At 73.6% G+C, this 20,857-nt stretch carries 11 protein-coding genes; 4 read left to right on the top strand and 7 right to left on the bottom strand.

The features are described 5' to 3' along the window. Window positions 1-192: 192 nt before the first annotated feature. Window positions 193-582, bottom strand: coding sequence for a VOC family protein (locus tag ADK86_RS14815; RefSeq protein WP_053697013.1), 390 nt, complete (start codon window positions 580-582; stop codon window positions 193-195). Window positions 583-683: 101 nt separating this feature from the next. Next, window positions 684-1,343 carry a rhomboid-like protein gene (locus ADK86_RS14810; protein WP_420718849.1) on the bottom strand — a complete coding sequence of 220 codons (660 nt, stop codon included), beginning with the start codon at window positions 1,341-1,343 and terminating at the stop codon, window positions 684-686. A gap of 471 nt (window positions 1,344-1,814) precedes the next feature. Here ADK86_RS14810 and ADK86_RS14805 point away from each other — a divergent pair, with 471 nt between their 5' ends. The 4 genes from ADK86_RS14805 to ADK86_RS14790 all read left to right on the top strand — a co-directional run bounded on the left by ADK86_RS14805 (window position 1,815) and on the right by ADK86_RS14790 (window position 8,644). Continuing rightward, on the top strand, window positions 1,815-2,546 hold the full coding sequence (locus ADK86_RS14805) for a spermidine synthase (protein ID WP_053697011.1): 732 nt from the start codon (window positions 1,815-1,817) through the stop codon (window positions 2,544-2,546). Between the two features lie 78 nt (window positions 2,547-2,624). Then, entirely contained in the window at window positions 2,625-3,365 is a 741-nt protein-coding gene (locus tag ADK86_RS14800; protein WP_003987269.1) for a response regulator transcription factor, read from the top strand. After that, window positions 3,362-4,564: a sensor histidine kinase gene (locus tag ADK86_RS14795; RefSeq protein WP_030604140.1), complete on the top strand. Its 1,203-nt coding sequence runs from the start codon at window positions 3,362-3,364 to the stop codon at window positions 4,562-4,564. The genes ADK86_RS14800 and ADK86_RS14795 overlap by 4 nt, the downstream gene beginning before the upstream one ends. 237 nt (window positions 4,565-4,801) lie before the next feature. Then, the gene (locus tag ADK86_RS14790; RefSeq protein ID WP_053697010.1) at window positions 4,802-8,644 is read left to right on the top strand and encodes a multifunctional oxoglutarate decarboxylase/oxoglutarate dehydrogenase thiamine pyrophosphate-binding subunit/dihydrolipoyllysine-residue succinyltransferase subunit; all 3,843 of its coding nucleotides are present in this window, start codon (window positions 4,802-4,804) and stop codon (window positions 8,642-8,644) included. 104 nt (window positions 8,645-8,748) lie between these two features. On the opposite strand, the gene fxsT (ADK86_RS14785) is transcribed toward ADK86_RS14790, so the two are convergent. From fxsT (ADK86_RS14785) to ADK86_RS14765, 5 genes are all read right to left on the bottom strand, one after another. After that, window positions 8,749-12,438 carry an FxSxx-COOH system tetratricopeptide repeat protein gene (gene fxsT / locus ADK86_RS14785; protein WP_053697009.1) on the bottom strand — a complete coding sequence of 1,230 codons (3,690 nt, stop codon included), beginning with the start codon at window positions 12,436-12,438 and terminating at the stop codon, window positions 8,749-8,751. A gap of 294 nt (window positions 12,439-12,732) precedes the next feature. Then, entirely contained in the window at window positions 12,733-15,738 is a 3,006-nt protein-coding gene (fxsT, locus tag ADK86_RS14780; RefSeq protein ID WP_053697008.1) for an FxSxx-COOH system tetratricopeptide repeat protein, read from the bottom strand. Between the two features lie 93 nt (window positions 15,739-15,831). Beyond that, on the bottom strand, window positions 15,832-17,049 hold the full coding sequence (locus ADK86_RS14775; RefSeq protein WP_234345856.1) for an FxsB family cyclophane-forming radical SAM/SPASM peptide maturase: 1,218 nt from the start codon (window positions 17,047-17,049) through the stop codon (window positions 15,832-15,834). Window positions 17,050-17,212: 163 nt separating this feature from the next. Next, window positions 17,213-17,440 (bottom strand): YxD-tail cyclophane-containing RiPP peptide, encoded by a 228-nt coding sequence (locus tag ADK86_RS14770; RefSeq protein ID WP_030375333.1) that lies wholly within the window; start codon window positions 17,438-17,440, stop codon window positions 17,213-17,215. An 81-nt stretch (window positions 17,441-17,521) separates the two neighbouring features. Next, window positions 17,522-20,857, bottom strand: coding sequence for an SAV_2336 N-terminal domain-related protein (locus ADK86_RS14765; RefSeq protein WP_053697007.1), 3,336 nt, complete (start codon window positions 20,855-20,857; stop codon window positions 17,522-17,524).

Below are 20,857 nucleotides of genomic sequence, written 5' to 3'. Positions count from 1 at the left end.
GGGGGACACTCCCCGCAGGCGACCGAAGCCCCGGTTGCGTCCAGACATAACGGCCGCTCCAAGGCGCCGAGGAGATGGCCCCCTGCGCACCCCCGCCCCACAACCAAGCCAATGCGCACCCGCGCGAAGCGCGGACCAGGACCCCCAAAAACCCGCGGCTACGCCGCGATCAGCGGCAGCGCCGCGACGACCTCAGCCCTGATCCATATACATCAGCTCCCACACATGCCCATCCAGATCCTGGAAACTCCCCCCATACATGGGTCCCTCCTCCATAACCGGCTTCCAGCCGGACGCCCCCGCTTCGCGAGCCCTGGCGAGCACCGTGTCGACTTCCGACCGGCTCTCGCACGACAGACACGTGAGGACTTCCTTCGTCTTCGCGGCATCGCTGATGTCGCCGTTGATGAAGTCCCGGAAGCGGTCTTCCTGGAGGAGCATGACGTGGATGTTCTCCTCGACGATCATGCACAGGGTGTGCTCGTCGGAGAACTGCGGGTTGAACGTGAAGCCGAGGTGGGTGAAGAACTCGCGGGACGCCTCGATGTCCTTCACCGGCAGGTTGACGAAGATCATTCGCATGATGCGTGCCTCTTCCTGACGGAGCGGGGCCCCGGCCCCCGGCCGGGTGCGACCCTCGCTCCACCTCCCCGTCGAGCCATGGAGAAGCGTTGCTCAGGAAGCTAGCAACGGCCACTGACAATCGCCCCGCACCGCGGCCCCCGGCTGCGCCGCAGAAGGGGCCAGATGAGGGTTCCGAGGGCCAGGGCCAGAACGTGGCCGGAGTCGCTCACGGGGTCGGTGGAGACGAGGAGATTGGTGACGGCGAACCATGTCACGCCTGCCAGGAGCGGCCACCGCGCCCAGGCCGGCAGCAGGCCCGCCAGGGCGCCGGTGCAGGTCATCACGCCGAAGCTGATGCCGTAGTCGAGGCGTTGCAGGGAGTCGGCGGGGAGGTGCCCGAGGGCGACCGCGGCGCCTACCGGCAGCTCGGTGGCCAGGGTGGCGACCGCATGGCCGCCGAAGAAGACCGCGGCCGTTCTCAGGGCGCCGACGCGGCGTTCCAGTGCCGTCAGGACGAAGAGGAAGGCGAGGGCGTACGCGGAGGTCATGCCGCCCGCGATCCACAGGGCGCTGGCGACCAGCACGAGCAGGGGCGAGCGTGCCAGGTGCTCCACGTCCGTACTGGAGCCCTGGAGCAGGGCGAAGACCAGGTCGGGGTCGGCGTACTCGGCGAAGACGGACGTCGCGACGAGGAGGAGGGTGTAGCCGAAGGTGAAGGGCGCGCCCAGGGGCGTGGGCAGCAGCCGCCAGAAGCGCGGCACCCGCGCGAGAGCGGGCACCACGGGGGGCGAAGACGAAGACGGGGGTACGGCTGCGGGTACGGGCACGGCCGCGGCTGCGGGTACGGGCACGGCGGCCGCCGGAACGGCCTGGGCCGCCCCGGACGCCCCCGGCTGTCTGGGCACACCGGAAAGCGCCGCCCTCTCGCCTCCGGACCCCCCTATTGGCCGCCCTTCAGGGGCACCCTCCTCGGCCACATCCACCACACCACCCCGATCCACTGCCTCCAGTCCCCTTCCCTCCCCGGCACCGAAGGCGCCGGCCGCTCACCAAGATCTACGTACGCCAACAGCGTGCATGCTCAACCCATGAGTCAGCTGTGTCCGTGACACGCGTCACCCGAACCGGTCGCCGTGAGGCGGACCCGCGGACCCGCGGACCCGCGGCCCGGCGGACCCGCGGCCCGGCGGACCGACCAGGCCCTCAAACCAGTTGGACCCACGCACCCCCGGTTGGCCAGGATGGTGCTCATGTCCGACCCCGCGCACGCCGTGCCCCACTCCGTGCTCGTACCCGGTTCGCCCGTCGCCGACAGCCCGCCGCAGGTGCTGGACCGCCGCGAGGGCCCGTACGGGGAGGCCGTACTGCGGCGGCGGGGCGAGCACTTCGAGATCATCGCCAACGGGTGCTTCCTGATGGACACCTCGGACGGACGGTCCGAGCGGCTGCTGGTGGACGCGACGCTCGCGGAGCTGGACGGGCGGCCGTCGCCCAGTGTGCTGATCGGCGGGCTGGGCGTGGGATTTTCCCTGGTGCGCGCGACGGAGGAGCAAGCGTGGGGGCGGATCACCGTCGTCGAGCGGGAGCCGGCGGTGATCGACTGGCACCGCGGCGGCCCACTGGCCGCCGTCTCGGGGGCGGCGCTCGCCGATCCGCGTACCGAGATCGTCGCGGCCGACCTGGTCGCGTACGTACGCGGCGGGGCCGGTGGGCGCACCTTCGACGCGCTGTGTCTGGACATCGACAACGGGCCGGACTGGACCGTCACCGAGGACAACGGCGGTCTCTACTCCCCGGCCGGGCTCGCGGCCTGCCGGGAGCGGCTGACGCCCGGCGGGGTGCTCGCCGTGTGGTCGGCGCAGCCGTCGTCCGCCTTCGAACTGGCGCTGCGAAATGCCGGGTTCACCGGCGTACGTACCGAAGAGATCCCCGTTGTCCGAGGCGTCCCGGACGTCGTGCACCTCGCGCGCAAGGGCGCGTAGCCGACGGTCACACCCTGCCCTTACGCTGCTGCCCAGCAGTACGCGACCAGGCAGCACGGGGACATGCAGGGGCGGGCGATGGATCAGACGCAGACCACCCAGGGCGGCACCGCCGCGGCCACGCCCGGCGCCCAGCGCCGGGTTCTCGTCGTGGAGGACGATCCGACGATCGTGGACGCCATCGCGGCCCGGCTGCGTGCCGAGGGCTTTCAGGTGCAGACGGCCACCGACGGGCCCGCCGCGGTGGACACCGCCGAGGCGTGGCAGCCGGATCTGCTGGTGCTGGACGTGATGCTGCCGGGTTTCGACGGGCTGGAGGTATGCCGCCGGGTGCAGGCCCGGCGCCCGGTGCCGGTGATGATGCTCACCGCGCGGGACGACGAGACGGACATGCTGGTCGGGCTGGGTGTCGGCGCCGACGATTACATGACCAAGCCGTTCTCCATGCGGGAGCTGGCGGCGCGGGTGCATGTGCTGCTGCGGCGGGTGGAGCGCGCGGCGCTGGCCGCGCACACGCCGCGCAGCGGCATTCTGCGACTCGGCGAGCTGGAGATCGACCACGCGCAGCGCCGGGTGCGGGTGCGCGGCACCGATGTGCATCTGACGCCGACGGAATTCGACCTGCTGGTCTGTCTGGCCAACACGCCGCGCGCGGTGCTTTCGCGTGAGCAGCTGCTGGCCGAGGTGTGGGACTGGGCCGACGCCTCCGGTACGCGCACGGTCGACAGCCACATCAAGGCGCTCCGCCGCAAGATCGGCGCCGAGCGCATCCGTACGGTCCACGGTGTCGGGTACGCCCTGGAGACCCCGCCCGTATGACGACCTCCACCCGCCGCCGGACCGCCGACCGGAAGGAACGACGCGAACGGGCCCGGGAGCGGGCGTGGGACGGTCCCGCCGTGCTGCGCGAGCGGGTGTGGGCGCCGTTCTGGCAGCGGGTGTGGGAGGGGCTGCGGCCGCTGGACCCGTACCGCTCGGTCAAGGCGGCGCTCGGCGCGCTGGTCATCGTCTCGGTGATCATCACCACGCTGCTGGTGTTCGTCGCCATCCACTCCGACACCGAGCTGCGGGTCATCACGGTCTTCTCGATCATCGCCTCGCTGCTGGTCACCCAGTTCGTCGCGCAGGGCCTGACGGCGCCGCTGGACGACATGACGGACGTGACCCGGGCGATGGCGGACGGCGACTACACCCGCCGGGTGCGCGGCGGGCGGCGGGACGAGTTCGGCGATCTGGCGGACGCCTTCAACCGGATGGCCGCCGATCTGGAGGCGGTGGACACCCACCGCAAGGAGCTGGTCGCCAATGTCTCGCACGAGCTGCGCACGCCGATAGCGGCTCTGCGCGCCGTCCTGGAGAACGTGGTGGACGGTGTCTGCGAGCCCGATCCGGAGACGATGCGTACGGCCCTGAAGCAGACCGAGCGGCTGGGGCGGCTGGTCGAGCACCTGCTGGACCTGTCGCGGCTGGACAACGGCGTGGTGCCGCTGCACGCCCGCCGCTTCGAAGTGTGGCCGTATCTGTCGGGGGTGCTCAAGGAGGCCAACATGAGCCGGGGCGCCTCGACGCTGTCGGGGCTGGCCGGCTCCGGCACCCACACCCGTACGGACGTACATCTGCATCTGGACGTCTCGCCGCCGGAACTGACCGCGCACGCGGATGCCGAGCGGCTGCACCAGGTGGTGGCCAATCTGATCGACAACGCCATCAAGCACAGCCCGCGGCACGGCCGGGTCACGGTGCGGGCGCGGGCGGGCGAGGCGCCGGAGAGCCTGGAGCTGGAGGTGCAGGACGAGGGCCCGGGCATCCCGGAGGCCGAGCGCCACCATGTCTTCGAGCGCTTCAACCGGGGCGATCCGGCGGCGTCGGGGCCGGGCAGCGACGGCGGTACGGGCCTGGGTCTGGCCATCGCGCGCTGGGCGGTGGATCTGCACGGCGGGCGGATCGGAGTGGCCGAATCCCCGCGCGGCTGCCGTATCCGTGTCACTCTTCCGGGGACCGGTGTCATACGAAGCTGACTCCGTGTGACGTAGGGTCGATGGTGGAAGCACTCAGTTCGGGGTGCGGTGGCGATGGCCCGTACCCGCATACAGGGAAACCTGGTGTGTTTCCCATCGCGTCATGCCCCGAAACCCTTTGCTGAATGTGACGTGCACGACGACTGACGGCCCCGGACTGCACCAAAGGTCCCGAGAGGCGTAGCCTTTATTCCCGCTGTCCACCACCTTAGGAAGCGGAAGAGGGCGGTTGCCGCCGTGTCGCCACAGTCCCCCAACAGTTCGAGCACTTCGACTGACCAAGAGGGGCAGGGTAAGAACCCTGCTGCCGCATTCGGTCCGAACGAGTGGCTCGTCGACGAGATCTACCAGCAGTACCTCCAGGACCCGAACTCGGTAGACCGAGCCTGGTGGGACTTCTTCGCCGACTACAAGCCGGGAGCGGGCGCCGCCGCGCCGGCCGCGGCGAGTGACGGCGCCCCCGCCACTCCGGCCTCCGGAACCGGCCAGGCCGCGCAGGCCGCCGCGCCGAGCGCGCCCGCGGCCCCGGCCGAGCCCGCGCAGCAGCCCGCGGCGCCGGCCGCCGAGCCCGCCGCGGCGCAGCCCGCAGCGCCGGCCAAGCCGGCCGCGAGCGCCCCTGCGCCCGCCAAGGCCGCTCCGGCCAAGGCCGCACCCGTGAAGACCGCTCAGCCCGCAGCCAAGAAGGACGACGTGAAGGCCGACGAGGCGCCCGCAGGCCCGGAACTGGTCACGCTGCGTGGCCCCGCCGCCGCCGTTGCCAAGAACATGAACGCCTCCCTGGAGCTGCCCACGGCCACGTCCGTGCGCGCCGTCCCGGTGAAGCTGCTGTTCGACAACCGCATCGTCATCAACAACCACCTCAAGCGCGCCCGTGGCGGGAAGGTCTCCTTCACCCACCTCATCGGGTACGCGATGGTGCAGGCCCTCAAGGCCATGCCGTCGATGAACTACTCCTTCCAGGAGAAGGACGGCAAGCCGACGCTGGTCAAGCCCGAGCACATCAACCTCGGTCTGGCCATCGACCTGGTCAAGCCCAACGGTGACCGCCAGCTCGTCGTCGCGGCCATCAAGAAGGCGGAGACGCTCAGCTTCTTCGAGTTCTGGCAGGCGTACGAGGACATCGTCCGCCGCGCCCGCAACAACAAGCTGACGATGGAGGACTTCACCGGAGTCACCGCGTCGCTGACCAACCCGGGCGGCATCGGCACCGTCCACTCCGTGCCCCGCCTGATGCCCGGCCAGGGCCTCATCATCGGCGTCGGCGCGATGGACTACCCGGCCGAGTTCCAGGGCACCTCGCAGGACACCCTGAACAAGCTGGGCATCTCCAAGGTCATGACGCTGACCAGCACGTACGACCACCGCGTGATCCAGGGCGCCGCCTCCGGCGAGTTCCTGCGCATCATGAACCAACTGCTGCTCGGCGAGAACGACTTCTTCGACGACATCTTCAAGTCGCTGCGCATCCCCTACGAGCCGGTGCGCTGGCTGCGCGACATCGACGTCAGCCACGACGACGACGTCACCAAGGCGGCCCGGGTCTTCGACCTGATCCACGCCTACCGGGTGCGCGGCCACGTCATGGCCGACACCGACCCGCTGGAGTACGAGCAGCGCAAGCACCCCGACCTCGACATCATCGAGCACGGGCTGACGCTGTGGGACCTGGAGCGGGAGTTCGCCGTCGGCGGCTTCGCCGGCAAGACCATGATGAAGCTGCGCGACATCCTGGGCGTGCTGCGCGACTCGTACTGCCGCACCACCGGCATCGAGTTCATGCACATCCAGGACCCCAAGCAGCGCAAGTGGATCCAGGACCGGGTCGAGCGCGGGCACTCCAAGCCGGAGCGCGAGGAGCAGCTGCGCATCCTGCGCCGCCTGAACTCCGCCGAGGCGTTCGAGACGTTCCTGCAGACGAAGTACGTCGGCCAGAAGCGGTTCTCCCTGGAGGGCGGCGAGTCCGTCATCCCGCTGCTGGACGCGGTCATCGACTCGGCCGCCGAGTCGCGCCTGGACGAGGTCGTCATCGGCATGGCCCACCGCGGCCGCCTGAACGTCCTCGCCAACATCGTCGGCAAGTCGTACGCGCAGATCTTCCGCGAGTTCGAGGGCAACCTCGACCCGAAGTCGATGCACGGCTCCGGCGACGTGAAGTACCACCTGGGCGCCGAGGGCACCTTCACCGGCCTGGACGGCGAGCAGATCAAGGTCTCGCTGGCCGCCAACCCCTCGCACCTCGAAGCGGTCGACCCGATCGTGGAGGGCATCGCCCGCGCCAAGCAGGACATCATCGGCAAGGGCGGCACGGACTTCACCGTCCTGCCGGTCCAGCTGCACGGTGACGCGGCGTTCGCGGGCCAGGGTGTGGTCGCCGAGACGCTGAACATGTCGCAGCTGCGCGGCTACCGCACCGGCGGCACGGTGCACATCGTCATCAACAACCAGGTCGGCTTCACCGCCGCCCCGGAGTCGGCCCGCTCCTCCATGTACGCCACGGACGTGGCCCGCATGATCGAGGCGCCGATCTTCCACGTCAACGGTGACGACCCCGAGGCCGTCGTCCGGGTCGCACGACTGGCGTTCGAGTTCCGCCAGGCGTTCAACAAGGACGTCGTCATCGACCTGATCTGCTACCGGCGCCGCGGTCACAACGAGACCGACAACCCGGGCTTCACGCAGCCGCTGATGTACGACCTGATCGACAAGAAGCGCTCGGTGCGCAAGCTCTACACCGAGTCGCTGATCGGCCGCGGCGACATCACGCTGGAGGAGGCCGAGCAGGCCCTCCAGGACTTCCAGGGCCAGCTGGAGAAGGTCTTCACGGAGGTCCGCGAGGCCACCACCGCCCCGGCCGCCCCCGAGGTGCCGGAGCCGCAGGCCGAGTTCCCGGTCGCCGTGGACACCGCGATCTCCCAGGAGGTCGTCAAGCGGATCGCCGAGTCCCAGGTCAACATCCCCGAGCGGGTCACCGTCCACCCGCGCCTGCTGCCCCAGCTGCAGCGCCGCGCGGCCCAGGTGGAGGACGACACGATCGACTGGGGCACCGGCGAGACCCTCGCCTTCGGCTCGCTGCTGATGGAGGGCACCCCGGTCCGCCTGTCGGGCCAGGACTCCCGCCGCGGCACCTTCGGCCAGCGCCACGCGGTGCTGGTGGACCGGGAGACCGGCGAGGACTACACCCCGCTGCTCTACCTGTCCGAGGACCAGGCGCGCTTCAACGTCTACGACTCGCTGCTCAGCGAGTACGCGGCGATGGGCTTCGAGTACGGCTACTCCCTCGCCCGCCCGGAGGCGCTGGTCCTGTGGGAGGCGCAGTTCGGTGACTTCGCCAACGGCGCGCAGACCGTCGTCGACGAGTTCATCTCCTCGGCGGAGCAGAAGTGGGGCCAGACCTCCGGCGTCACGCTGCTGCTGCCGCACGGCTACGAGGGCCAGGGCCCGGACCACTCCTCGGCCCGTATCGAGCGCTTCCTCCAGCTGTGCGCGCAGAACAACATGACGGTCGCCATGCCGACGCTCCCGTCGAACTACTTCCACCTGCTGCGCTGGCAGGTGCACAACCCGCACCACAAGCCGCTGGTCGTCTTCACCCCGAAGTCGATGCTGCGTCTGAAGGCGGCGTCGTCGAAGACGGCGGAGTTCACCTCGGGCGGCTTCCGGCCGGTGATCTCGGACGACGCGGCGAAGGCCGAGGACGTCACCAAGGTCATCTTCTGCTCCGGCAAGGTCTACTACGACCTGGAGGCGGAGCGGGTCAAGCGCGGCGCGTTCGACACGGCGCTGGTCCGCATCGAGCGGCTGTACCCGCTGCCCGGCAAGGAGCTCCAGGCGGAGATCGCCAAGTACCCGAACGCGGGCAAGTACCTGTGGGTGCAGGAGGAGCCGGCGAACCAGGGTGCGTGGCCGTTCCTGGGTCTGAACCTGATCGACCACCTCGACCTGTCCGTCGGCGCCGACGTGCCGCACGGCGAGCGCCTGCGCCGCATCTCGCGGCCGCACTCCTCGTCGCCGGCCGTGGGCTCCGCCAAGCGCCACCAGGCCGAGCAGGCCGCACTGATCGCCGAGGCGTTCGACGCGTAGTCCGGTCCGACGGTGCCCCGGGGCCCCGTCCTGAACGCCACGGCGTTCGGGGCGGGGCCCCGGGCCTTTCCGCAAGTAAGTCCGTAGGGCCGTACGGGATCCGGTCAGCCGGGCAGCGGGTCGAACGTCCACACCGGGCGGCGGCCGGTGCCGGCCGCCACGGTGAGCCGGTGGCCGCCGCCGAGCGTCTCCGTGAGCCCGGCCAGCGCCCGCGCCTCGACGGCGCCGGCCTCGTCGGCGGCGCCCGTCAGCCGCAGTACGGCGGCATGGGCGGCCCAGGCCAGCAGCGCCCAGGGGTGCCGGGCGCCCAGCGTGCGGGTGGCGCGTTCGGCGGTGGTACGGCTCAGCTCCGGCGCGCCGCCCGGGTCCGGGCCGTGCTCGTGGTCCGCGCACAGGTTGTAGGCGGCGCCGAGGGTCCACGGATGGTCTTCGCCCAGGGTGGCGGTCAGCGACCGCAGCGCCTCCTCGTTCAGGGCGCGGGCCCGTCCGGTCTCGCCGACGGTACGCAGCGCCACCGCGTAGTTGGTCAGCGCGCCCGCGGTGCAGGGGTGGCCGGGGCCGTACACGGAGCGGTGGCGGCGCAGGCTCTCGTCGCAGCGGGACAGGCCCTCGTCGGGGTCGCCGTGGGTGCGCTCCGCGCAGGCGTGGCTGGCGGCCGTCATCAGGGCGGGCGGCGCGGTGGGCCCCAGCACCCGTTCGGCGGCGTCCCGGACCTCCCGCAGCCGCACCAGGCCCTCGCCCACCGCGTCGTTGCGCAGTTCGCACAGGGCCAGTCCGTGTTCGGCGCTCAGGGTCAACGGATGTTCCGCGCCGAGGAGTTCGCGGTGGGCCTGGGTGGTGGCGAGCTGCCGGCCCAGCGCGCTCTCGTAGTGGCCGAGCAGCCGCAGGTCCAGCGCGTGCCGCCCTTCGGCGCGCAGCCGCCACAGGTCCTGCGGCTCGGGGAGGCGCTGGTAGCCGGCCGCGGTGCGCTCGCTGAGGCGCAGGGCTTCGGCGTACCGGCCGAGCAGGCGCAGGCTGTCCGCGAGGGCCCCTGCCGCCTCCAGGGTGGCGGGGTGCGCGCGCCCCAGTACGGCGGCGCGGCCGTCGTACTGCTCGCGGGCGTACTCCAGGGCCTCGCGGTACCGGCCCAGCCCGCGCAGGTCCGCGCCGACGTCGCCGGCCGCGGCCAGGACGGCCGTCGCCGGGGCGTCGGCGGCGCGCAGCCGGGCGAGTTCGGCGCGGTCGGCGGCGGCCGCGCGCCGGTAGGAGCCCAGGGCGCGCAGCACCTCCGTGCGGCGCGGCACGATGGCCGCCGTCCAGGGGTGGCCGTCCCCGAGCTGGCCCCGCCAGGTGCGGGCCATCCGTTCCAGCAGGTGCGAGGCGGTACGGGAGTCGCCGCGCAGGTGGAGGTAGCGCACGCAGTTCAGGACCAGTGCGGCGTTCTCCTCCCCCGCTTCGCCGGGTCCGCCCGAGGGTTCCAGATGGGGCACGATCCGCGCGTACTGCGGCCATACGCGGACGTTGGCCGGGTCGCAGGGGTCGGCGGCGGCCAGCGCGTGGCGGACCCGGCGCAGCAGGCCGATCCGGTAGCCGCCGGGCATCTCGTCGCGCACCACCCGGCGCACCAGCGGATGCATGCGCAGCACCGAACCGGTGGGCGCCGCGCCGCCCTCGCCGTCCTCCGGGGTCCACACTCCGGCGAGGAAGTGTTCGACGAGGACGGCGACCAGGGCCTGCCAGCGCCGCGGGTCCAGGCACTGGCCGCGCAGCGGTTCGGGCAGGCTGATGCGGAGCAGGGCGGGCGGGGCGCCGCCGTCCGCGAACAGGGCGCACACATGGAGGAGTTCGACGGCCTCGGGGTGGGTTTCGCGCAGGCGGCCCAGGACGGAGGTGAGCGCACGGGAGAACGTGGTCGGGTAGTCGCCGGTGGCGGTCAGCGGCGCCCGCTCCCAGGAGGTGTCGCGCAGCCGGTCGAGGTAGCGGGGCACGGGCAGCACCTCGGCGTCGAGGTAGGCGACGGCCTGGGCCACGGCCAGCGGGTGGTCGCCCAGTTCGGCGGCCAGCAGTTCCGCCTCGGTCCGGCCGACGCGCGGCAGCCGCCGCCGTACATACCGCACGCTCTCGGCCCGGTCGAAGGGCGGCACCTGGAGGACGCGGCCTTCAGGAGCGGCCCAGCCGCCGTGCTGTGAGGTGATCAGTACGTGGCCGGGGCCGCTGGGCAGCAGACCGGCGGTGTGGCGCGGGTCGTCGGCCCCGTCCAGGACGATCAGCCACCGGCTGTACGGGGCGCCGCGGCGCAGCGCGCCCAGAACGGCGCGGGCGCGGTCGGCGGGGGCGGCCGGGCCGCCCGTTCCCGTGGCGCCGGGCGCGGCGAGCGCGTCGTGGAGCGCGGCGAGGCGGGCGCGGACGGCAGGCGGGCCGCCTCCGGCCGGTATCCACCAGACCACGTCGTACTGGGCGGCGAAGCGGTGCGCGTACTCGGCGGCCAGCCGTGTCTTGCCGACGCCGGGCATGCCCGCCAGGACGCAGACGGCCGCCCCTGAGCGGCCTTCGTCGAAGTGGTGGCCCAGGTGGGCGAGCAGTTCCTCGCGGCCGGTGAAGCCGGGGTCGCGGTCCGGGACGCCGCCCCAGATGTGCGGTGGTTCGGCGGGGAAGCGGGGCGCGCTGGCACCCGTACGGACGCCGGCGAGCGTGGTGTCCAGGCCCAGCCGCTCCAGGATGCGGCGTTCGGCCTCCTCGGCGCCGACGCCGCCGAGGAAGTCCGCTTCCAGGCCCGGACAGGTCGCGGCTGCGGGGTCGGTGACGGCGAACACGGCCAGCCGCCCGGGCTGCTCGCGCAGCGCCTCGGTCCACTCGGCGGCGGGGTGCGGGCCGGTGGCGAACAGTCCATCACCGAGCAGCAGGACGTGGGTGCCCTCGACGATCAGCAGGGCGCGCAGCGACTCCCGGAGCGACAAGCCGGCCGGCGGCTCCCAGCGCTGGAGCGCGGCCTCGTGGCCGTTGATCTCCAGCCGGTGCCGGACCCATACGGCCCAGAACCGGTCCGGTCCCGCGAAGCTGATGGTGAAGCGGGTGGTCCCGGCGCCGGGGCCGCGTTCCAGCGTACGGGCGACGAACTCCTCCGCCGCGGCGAGCTGCCGCTCCAGCTCCGCGCAGCGCCGCTCGGCGGCCGCCGCCCGGCCGCGCGCCTCCTCCAGGGCGGTGCGCAGGCGCGCGGCCTCGGTGCGCAGCCGCTGCTGTGCGGCCCGGGTGCGTACCGCCTCGTCCTCCTGGGCGGCGTGCCGGGCCTCCAGCCGGGCGGTGGCGCGGCGGTGTCCGGCCTCCAGCTCGGCGATGCGCCGCTTCCTGGCGTGCAGGGCCTCCGTCAGCGCTTCGACGTTCGTCTCGGCGGCCCGCTGGCGCCGGTCGGCCTCGGCGAGCCGGTCGCGGAGCAGCTGAAGCTCCCAGCCGAGCTTGTTGGTGGCGCGCAGGGCCTCCCGTTGGAGGGCCGTCACGCGGGCCGTGACCTCGGCGGACACCGGGCGGCCCAGGGCCTGTGCGGCGTCCTCCAGGAGCCGTTCGACGAACTCGGCGGGGGCGACGGCCGTGCCGTTGAGGTAGCGGGAGACGGTGCCGGGGTCGTGGTGGCGGCGCAGCGCGTAGCGCCGTACGGACAGCCGCAGCCCGGCGAAGACGCCGCGCAGGGCCAGGGCCAGTTCCCGGCACTGCGGGGCGACGTGCCGGGGCACCGGCTTCAGGTCGCCGACGCGCTCCGCGGCGGGCGGTACGGGCGCGGGATCGCGCGCGTCGCCGTCCGGTCCGGCCGCTGTGTCCATGCTGGCCCCCTCGACGCGGGGCGTTGGGCCGGTCCGCAACGTGTGCGGACTGCCGCAACACCGGTGCGCGCCGCGACGGTGGTGCCGTGCCACCGTCCCGTCCGGGCCCCAGCGAGAGGACCGCTGCCATGCGGCGCAAGCGCGTTGTCGTGAAGATTCCGTCGTACCTGACCGTCGCGGTGGCCTCCGGCGCGGTGCAGGCCGCCGTGTCCTGGCTGCTGCACCTGCTCCTCGGCTCATGACGAGCGTACGCCGCCGGGGCCCGCACCGGTGCGGGCCCCGGTGCGGGCGGGGTCAGACCGGCTGCGGCTCGAAGTCCCAGTACGGGCGGCGCCGGCGGCGGGCGGAGAGGGTGTGCGGGTGTTCGGCGCCGAGGGTTTCGGTGAGCTGTTGTACGGCTTCCTGCTCCAGCTTGGACGCCTCCTGGCCGCGTCGCAGCGCCCGCAGGTCGTCGGCGAGGGCCGTCTTGGCGGAGAGGGTCAGCGGGTGGGTGTCGCCGAGGGTCTGCTTGGCGCGCTCCAGGGTGTCCCGGCTCAGCCGGGCGGCGCTCTCCTCGTCGTCGACGCGGTTGCGGGCGCCGGCGGCGTTCAGGGCGCAGCCCAGCGTCCAGGGGTGGTCGGGGCCCATCGCCCGGGTCATGCCGGCGAGTGCCTGTTCGGCGATGGCCAGTGCGTTGTCCCGCTCGCCGAACTCCCAGCACACCAGGCCGGTGTTGCCGAGTGCGCCGACGGTGAACGGGTGGGCCTCGCCGACCAGGGTGCGGTACCGCTCGGCGGCCTCCTCGCCCAGTTCCCTGGCCTGGCCGAGGTCGCCGTGCTCGCGCAGGAAGGTGGCGTAGTTGGCCTGCATCATGAGCGTTTCCGGGTGGCGGGGGCCGTGTACCCGGCGGGCGCGCTCCACCACATCGCCCATCAGCGCGTCGGCCTGGGTGACGGCGCCGGAGCGGCGCAGGCACAGCGCGAGGTTGTGCTCGGCGCGCAGGGTCAGCGGCGTGTGCTTGCCCATGACCTGGTGGTAGAGCCGTACGTTCAGCTCCTGGCGGGAGAGGGCGTCGGTGTAGCGGCCGAGCAGGCGCAGCATGCGGGCGTACGAATACGCGGCGCCGAGTGTGAGGTGGTGCCGGGCGCGCAGCTGGCGCTCCCAGACGAGCAGCACCTCGCCGTAGAGGGCGAGTGCTTCCTCGTAGCGGCCGACGGCGCTGAGCGCGGAGGCGAGGTTGCTGCGGGAGGAGAGGGTGAGGGGTGCTTCGGGGCCGAGGAGTTCCGTACGGCCGCGGACGACCGATTCGAAGATCTCCAGTGCCTGCGGGTAGGAGCCCAGTGCCATGTAGGTGCCGGCCAGGCCGTCCTGGGCGCGCAGCAGGGCGCCGTCGCCCGGGTCCCGTTCGGCGGCCAGTTCCTCGACGATGGCGCTGCCGACCGCCTCGGCCTCGCGGTAGCGGCCCAGGCGGCGCAGCATGTTGGCGTGCTGGTGGGTGATCACGAGCATGGTGCGCTGGGTGGGCGCGATGCGGGTGCGCCAGCGGGAGAGGAACTGTTCGCACAGCCGCAGGCCCATGCGGTATTCGCCGCGCACCCGCAGATACTCGATGCAGTTGAGCAGCAGTTCCTGGACGGAGGTCTCGGGGCTGTCCAGGACGCCGGCCGGCTCCAGGTGCGGGATGAGGGCGGCGTACTGCTCCCAGGTGCGGGTGTCGGAGGGGCTCTGCGGGTCGGCGGTGGCCAGCACCCGGCAGGCGGTGGCGGACATGGTGTCGCGCTCGTCCTCGGCCATGTCGCTGCGCAGGAACCGGTGGTAGAGCCGGTGCATCTGGGCCGTTTCGACGGCGGGGTCCGAGGTGGTCTGGGCGACCTGGTAGTCCAGGCGTACGGCGGTGGACTCGGTCAGCCGGCGCAGCGCGGTGTTCCACGCGATCGGCTCGGCCGCCAGGTCGGCGAGGTATTCGGGCAGGTCGCCGCGGCGGGCACGGGCGAGCATGGGGACCGGGATGGCGTCCGGCGCGAAGAACGCGAAGAGCTTGAGCAGTTCGACGGCGGCGGGACTGCGCTCGCGCAGCGTGTTGAGGGTTATGGCCCAGCTGGTCTGGAAGGCCATCGGGTAGTCGGTGGAGATGCGGATGCCGACCAGGCTCGGCTCACCGCGCCGGATCAGCTCGATGTACTCCCGGGGCGCCATCGGGTTGGCGTCCAGCCAGGCGGCGGTCTGGGCGAGCAGCAGCGGCAGGTCCTGTACGGCGTCCGCCAGCAGGTCGGCTTCCTTGTTCGTCAGCCGGGGGGCGCGGCGCCGCGCGTAGGCGACGGACTCGGTGCGGGTGAAGGGCAGCACCTCGATCTCCTGGGCGCTGCCGGAGCCGGACCAGTCCCGGGTGAGGGTGGTGATCAGGACGTGGCCGCGGCCGTCCGGCACCAGGTCCTCGATCTGCTCCATGTCGTCGGCGCTGTCGAAGACCAGCAGCCAGCGGCGGTACGGGCGGCCGATGCGCAGCGCCTCGTGGACGGCGCGGATGCGGTCGCCGAGTTCCTGGCCGACCGGCAGGTTCATGCGGGTGGCCAGCTCGGCGAGCTGTTCGCGGGCGGCGCCGCGGTTGGTGGCGCTGATCCACCACACCACGTCGTAGTCGTTGCCGAAGCGGTGGGCGTATTCGGCGGCGATCTGGCTCTTGCCGACGCCGGAGATGCCGTACAGGGCGATCCGGGTCTCCATCGGCTGGCCGGGTCCCGGGAGCGGGCCCGCCAGCTTGCCGTGCAGCTCTTCCAGCGCGGTGTCGCGGCCGGTGAAGCGGTTGTTGCGGCGGGGGATGTTCCAGATCTCGGGCGGGTCGTTGGGGAAGCGCGGGGCGTTGGCGGCGGGCTCGGCGGGGCGGCGGCCGGCGGCCGGGACGCCGAGGCGGTTCAGGACGCGCCGGTTGGCCTCGACGGCGTCCAGGTCGCGCAGGTCGGCGGGGCGCAGCACGGAGGCGGTGGCGGGCAGCCGCTGGGTGGCGACGCTGACGGCGGCGAACCGGTCGGCGTGCTCCGGTACGACTTCCTGGAGGGCGGCCGTCCACTCTTCGTGAGTCTTGGGGCCCAGCTTGAAGTACCAGTCGTCCAGCACCATGAGCAGGCGCCCCTCGGCGGCGAGCAGGCCGGCCAGTTCCTCGGTGAGGGGGCTGTCGGCGGCGGGGTCCCAGCGCAGCATGGTGGTGCCGTGCCCGAGCTGCTCCAGCTGGTGCGAGATCCACGCCGCCCACGGCCGGTTGAAGCCCGCGTAGCTGATGGTGATGTGCTCTGCGGAGCCGGTAATAGCGGACTGGTCGGCCATGCGCCCGTCTCCTCGGTATGCGGCGGTTCGCGCGTGCGCGAGCTGGCTGTTCGGCACGATAGCCCAAGTATCGCCCCGTGCGGCGACGCCACGTCAGGTCTTGTACGCGGTCGGCCAGTTGACGGACCAGGCGGCCAGTCCGGCGCCGGCCCCGGGCGTCCGGTCCGCGTGCACCTCGGCGTCGAGGCGGGCGGCGATGTGGCGGATCACCCGTTCCAGGTCGGCGCAGTACACGGACGGGTTACGGAAGCCGCTGCCCGCCCGGTAGCGGTGGGCGTAGTTGCCGCCGCCGCACACCGTCAGCAGCGGGCAGGTGCGGCACCGCGCGCACAGGCCGTCGGCGCCGAGGCGGCGGGCGGCCATCCCCGGGTGGGCCAGCGCCTCGTCGAAGCTGTTGCGGAAGACGTCCAGGCCGGTGGCGGCGGCGCCCTCGTACGCCGATTTGAGGGAGTCGACCTGTTCGATGGCGCCGTCGGTGTCGACCACGAGCGCGACCACGGGCGACAGGCCGACCGCCTCGCTGCTGCTGGGGCGGCCCAGCAGCAGACCGATGATCTCGGTGAAGAGGCGTATCCGGGGCGCCGGCTCCGTTTCGTCCCACCAGAGGTCGAAGACGGTGCACAGCCAGTCGCCGTACGGGGTGCGGCTCCCCGGGTCGGGCGGCAGCGGCGGGCGGCTGGTCCAGTTGGCGTGCGGGAGGAGGAAGTCGAGCATCGGGGGGTTGAGCGCGCGCAGCGAGCCGTAGGCCAGGGCGGGGTCGGAGGTGATGTCGATGGTGCACAGGATGCCCGCGAAGGTGTCGGGTCGGCGGGCCAGCAGGCGGGCGGCGCGGGAGGCGGCCGCCCAGGAGGGCCGTCCCGCGTGGTCCAGGCGCCGCCGGTTCAGGCCGGGGGTGCCGCCGTCCAGGCTGAGCCCGATCCGGAAGCCCGCGGCGGCCAGGGCGTCGAGTGCCTGCGGGGTGAGGAGGGTGCCGTTGGTCTGTACGCCGAGGTGTGCGCGGCAGCCGTCCGGGAGTACGGCGCGCAGCGCCGCGGCCTGGTCGAGGAGCGGCCCCGGGCCGGTGAGCAGGGGTTCGCCGCCGTGCAGGTCGACGCGGATCTCGTCGAGGCCGTGGGTGCGTACGTGTTCGGCGATGCGCAGCGCGGTCCGGCGGACGGTGCCGGGCGGGGCGTGCGGGGGACGGGCGCGCCAGCTGCGGTCCGGGCCCGTGTAGATGTAGCAGTAGGTGCAGGCGAGGTTGCAGCGGCTGTGGGTCTTCAGGACGAACTGACGGAAGGGGACCGCGGGCGCCTCAAGGCTCTGGAACACCACGACGCCGCCCCCTGCCTGCGTCCGACGTCCGGGCAGCCCGATGGCGGCCCGCTGTCGCGATACCTGGCTCGGCCACGGGAGAACATGCACACGGCAAGGACAACTGGCCGGTTTCGTAGCCCGTTTGCCCAAAAACCGTCGCCCGGCGTTCAGAAACGGACGCTTACCGTACGGTCGGGCCCGGACCGTCGTCGTAGTACGCCACCGCCCGCTCGGCGGAGGGCCAGTTGCGCAGCAGGAGGGCGGCCACCTCCCCCAGCACCGGGTGGCCCGTCCGCGCGGCCACCGCGGCCACATCGACACCGCCGAAGTCCGGCAGCGGCTCGGCCGACGGACCGGACGGCTCGGCCGGTGCGGCCGGGGCCGTACCGGTGACGGGGACTGTCGCCACGCTGTTCTCCTCTGGGCCGGGTGGACGGGGTGTTCCCGCGCGCCCGTGCGCGCAAACGCCCGGCCCGGCCGGGTCGGACGGTCATTCGGACGGTTCCAGGGCGCGCATCCGCTCCCTCGTACGCCGGGCCTCCGGGCCGTTCTCCTCGGACGCGCGCTGCCACTGCTCCCAGCTCTCCCGGTACGCGGGCAGCGCCGCCTGCGGCCCCGCCGTGTCCTCCAGGACGCCGGCCCGCCGGTGGTGGGCGCGCGCCGCCAGCAGGGGGCTGCCGGCCCGTTCGGCCGCCGCGGCGGCCCGGCGGTAGGACGCGGCGGCACGGTCGTGCCGCTCCCGGGAGTCGAAGCGGCGGTCCAGTACGAGCTGGACGTCGCCGACCTCCAGCCACGCCTCCGCGCTGACCACCGGATCGGCCGAACTGCGCGCGGCCAGCTCCAGCACCCAGTCCGCCTCGTGCAGATCGGCCAGCGAGGGCTGGCGGTCGTGGCGCAGGCGCAGGGCGCGGCCGAACAGCAGGCGGTGGGAGCCCAGTTCGGGGTCGTGCGGGGCGACCCGGCCGAGCGCCTCGCGCAGCACGTGCACCGCCTCGTTCGCCAGTCGCTTGGCCTGGTCGCCGGGGGGCTCCAGGCGGGCGCGCAGCAGCAGCGCAGCGCCGCGCCGGGCGAGCAGGGAGCTGTGTTCGGGCGAGTCGGGGGCGGTCAGGCGCAGCGCGGCGGCCAGCGCCTCGATCGCCGCGTCCAGCGCCTCGGGGTCGGCGGTGCGGGCGTGCAGGGCGCTGTACGCCTCGGCCGTACGGCTCAGGCTCTCCGCCTCCAGGGCCGGGTCGCGCAGTTCGCGGGCGAGCGCGCGGGCCCGCTCCAGGACCGGGAGCACGGCGTCCGGGCCGGTGCCGCCGCCGAGCAGCGAGCGGGCCTGGGCCAGCTCCAGCAGCGTCTCGCAGACCTCGCGGTCGGCGGAGCCGCCCCGGCGGCGCAGCAGGGTCGTGGCGGCGTCCAGGTCGGCGGTGGCGCGCAGGGCGAGCGCCCCGGCGTACGTCTCGGCGGCCTCCTCGTGCACGGCGGCGCGGCGCGCCTGGTCCAGCAGGACGCCGCCGCGCGCGGCGTAGATCTCGCCGGGCACCTGCTCGCCGCTGGGCCACTGTTCCAGGAGGGTGGTCAGGGCCTGTTCGGCCTCGTCGAGGGGGTCGGCGGCGCGGCCGGTGACGGCCGTGGCGGCCGTGGCGGCCGTGGCGGCCGTGGCGGCCGAGGGCAGCGCGGCCAGCCGCCGCAGCACTTCGGTACGCAGCACCATGCTCTCCAATACGCGGGGATCCAGCAGGCTCATCAGCCCGCAGGCGGTGTCCAGGTGGCGCGCGGCCTCCTCCAGCGCGCTCCGTTCACCGTCCGGGTACCCCGCGGCGCCGCGTTCCTGCGCGGCGGCGTAGCGCACCCGGGCGAGCACGATCAGCGCCCTGACGCGCGCCTCGCCGTCCCCGTCCGGCGGCTGCGCCGGATCGCCGCCGACGGCCTCGGCGGCGGCCCGTACCGCCCGTTCCGCCTCCTCCAGCGCGTCCGGCTGCCGCCACTTCGCCCAGCCGTGCAGCAGCGCGCGGGCGAGGTCGGTGCCCGCGGCGGGCAGGCTCTGCGCCGCCGCGCGCAGCAGCCGCACGGCTTCGATCAAGTCCCGTACCGTGCCCTCCTGTTCGTAGCGCGCCAGCAGCGCGGCGCCCTCGGCGGCGGGCCCGTCGGGCGCGTACGACAGCTGTGCGGGCGTCCGCAGGGCCGGTTCGAACCGGCGCAGCACCCGCTCGGAGATCCGCGCGAACGGCTCGGGCACGGCGCGCTGCCCGGTCGTCGGCTCCCGGCCGCTGCCGGAGAGCATGGCGACCGCGACCGCGGGGAAGTTCCGGGCGCTGCGGCCGAACGTGCGCTCGATGTAGAGGGAGCAGTGCTTGAGGACGAGGGCGGCCTCGCCGGCGCTCAGGCGGCTCAGCAGCTCGTCCCGTACGCCGGGCACGAATTCGTACCAGGGGCCGCCGGCCGGGCCCTCGCCCCCCGGCGGGCCCGCGGGGTCGGGAAGCTGCTCTATCAGGCCGCTGAGCAGCACCTCCGCCAGCTCGGCGGGGCCGGTCTGGGGCAGCATCGCGCGCTGCACGAGCTGGATGACGGGCAGCGCGAGCGGTACGGCCGACAGGTGGACGGCCAGATGGCGGGCGTCGGGCGAGGCGGTCTGCTCGAACTCGCGCACCAGCCGGGCCGGTTCGGGGCGCTCGGCGGTGCGGGCGACATCCGTGCCCAGGCCGTGGTCGCAGCGGACGACGGCGGCGGCGCCGCGCAGCGACAGGCCGGATTCGGCCGCGGCCAGCCGGGCCCAGCTGCCGAGGGCCGCGGGCGCGGCCGACAGGACCGGTACGGCGCGCTCGCGGGTGCCGCCCTGGGCCTGCCCGGCCGTGGCGGGGGTACGGCGGCGGCGCCGGGCGGGGCGGAAGTCCAGGGCGCGGTACGGGCCCTGCTGCCGTACGAGCGTGCCCGCGACGGCGGGCAGCAGGGTGCGCGCCCACATCCGCTGCGGCAGCGGCTGTACGACGGCGAGCGGCGCGTCGGCCACCCAGCGGTACAGCAGGCGCTGGATGCGCCCGTCGCGCCACAGCGGGCCCGCGCAGTCGCTCACGACGAGGGTGACGTGGTGGCCGGTGGGGTCGTGCAGCTGGTCGGCGGGGCGCAGCGGCGCGTCCCGGCCGGGGCCCGCGGCGACGCCGACCTCGTCGCCGTACGGGTGGAGGTAGTGCACCGTCACGTCGCGGAAGGCGCCGACCCGCTCGCAGACCTGCCGCAGGTCGTGCAGCATCTGCTCCCACACGGCCATGGAGGACGAGCCGTCCATGAGCAGGCGCAGGCTGGCCGCGCGGCGGCGGACGCCGCGCAGCACCGGGATGATCATCTCGGCGTGTGCGGAGAGGTCGGCGGTGGCGGCCTCGTCCAGTTCCCGGCGGACCGGGGCGACTGGCGGGTGATAGCGCTGGATCGGCCGCAGGGCGCGCTGCAGCGGCAGCAGGCCCGGGAAGGCGGAGGCCACGGGGATGCCGACCTCGCCGAGGCGGCCGTGGTCGGGGGCGAAGGCGCGGTCGTCCTGGGCGGGCAGCAGGTCCACTTCCGTGCGCCGGGGGCGGTCCCGGGCGGCGGGCTCCGTGGCGGACGGCGTGTCGCGGGCGGACTCCCGGCCACGGGAATCCACAGAGAAAGTGGCCGGTTTTGGACCCTGTACGACGGGCGGAACCGTCTCCTCGGCAGGCGTCACCTCGCCGCCGGCCGCCCCCGGAGTGATCCACCGGGCCAGCCACAGGGCGTCCGCCAGAGCGCGGGCGTCCGCGGGCAGGCCGGCCGCGCGCAGCCGCGCGACGATCTCACCGAGGGGGCCGTGGCCCGGTCCGCCGGCCGGCAC

This window comes from Streptomyces sp. NRRL F-5755, from assembly GCF_001279365.1.
In the GTDB taxonomy this organism is placed as follows: Bacteria; Actinomycetota; Actinomycetes; order Streptomycetales; family Streptomycetaceae; genus Streptomyces; species Streptomyces rimosus.
This window is presented reverse-complemented; position numbering and strand designations above follow the sequence as displayed.

Coding starts and splice junctions, on each gene's coding strand:
- ADK86_RS14815 (WP_053697013.1), bottom strand. CDS start 582: ATGCGAATGATCTTCGTCAACCTGCCGGTGAAGGACATCGAGGCGTCC.
- ADK86_RS14805 (WP_053697011.1), top strand. CDS start 1,815: ATGTCCGACCCCGCGCACGCCGTGCCCCACTCCGTGCTCGTACCCGGT.
- ADK86_RS14800 (WP_003987269.1), top strand. CDS start 2,625: ATGGATCAGACGCAGACCACCCAGGGCGGCACCGCCGCGGCCACGCCC.
- ADK86_RS14795 (WP_030604140.1), top strand. CDS start 3,362: ATGACGACCTCCACCCGCCGCCGGACCGCCGACCGGAAGGAACGACGC.
- fxsT (WP_053697009.1), bottom strand. CDS start 12,438: ATGGACACAGCGGCCGGACCGGACGGCGACGCGCGCGATCCCGCGCCC.
- fxsT (WP_053697008.1), bottom strand. CDS start 15,738: ATGGCCGACCAGTCCGCTATTACCGGCTCCGCAGAGCACATCACCATC.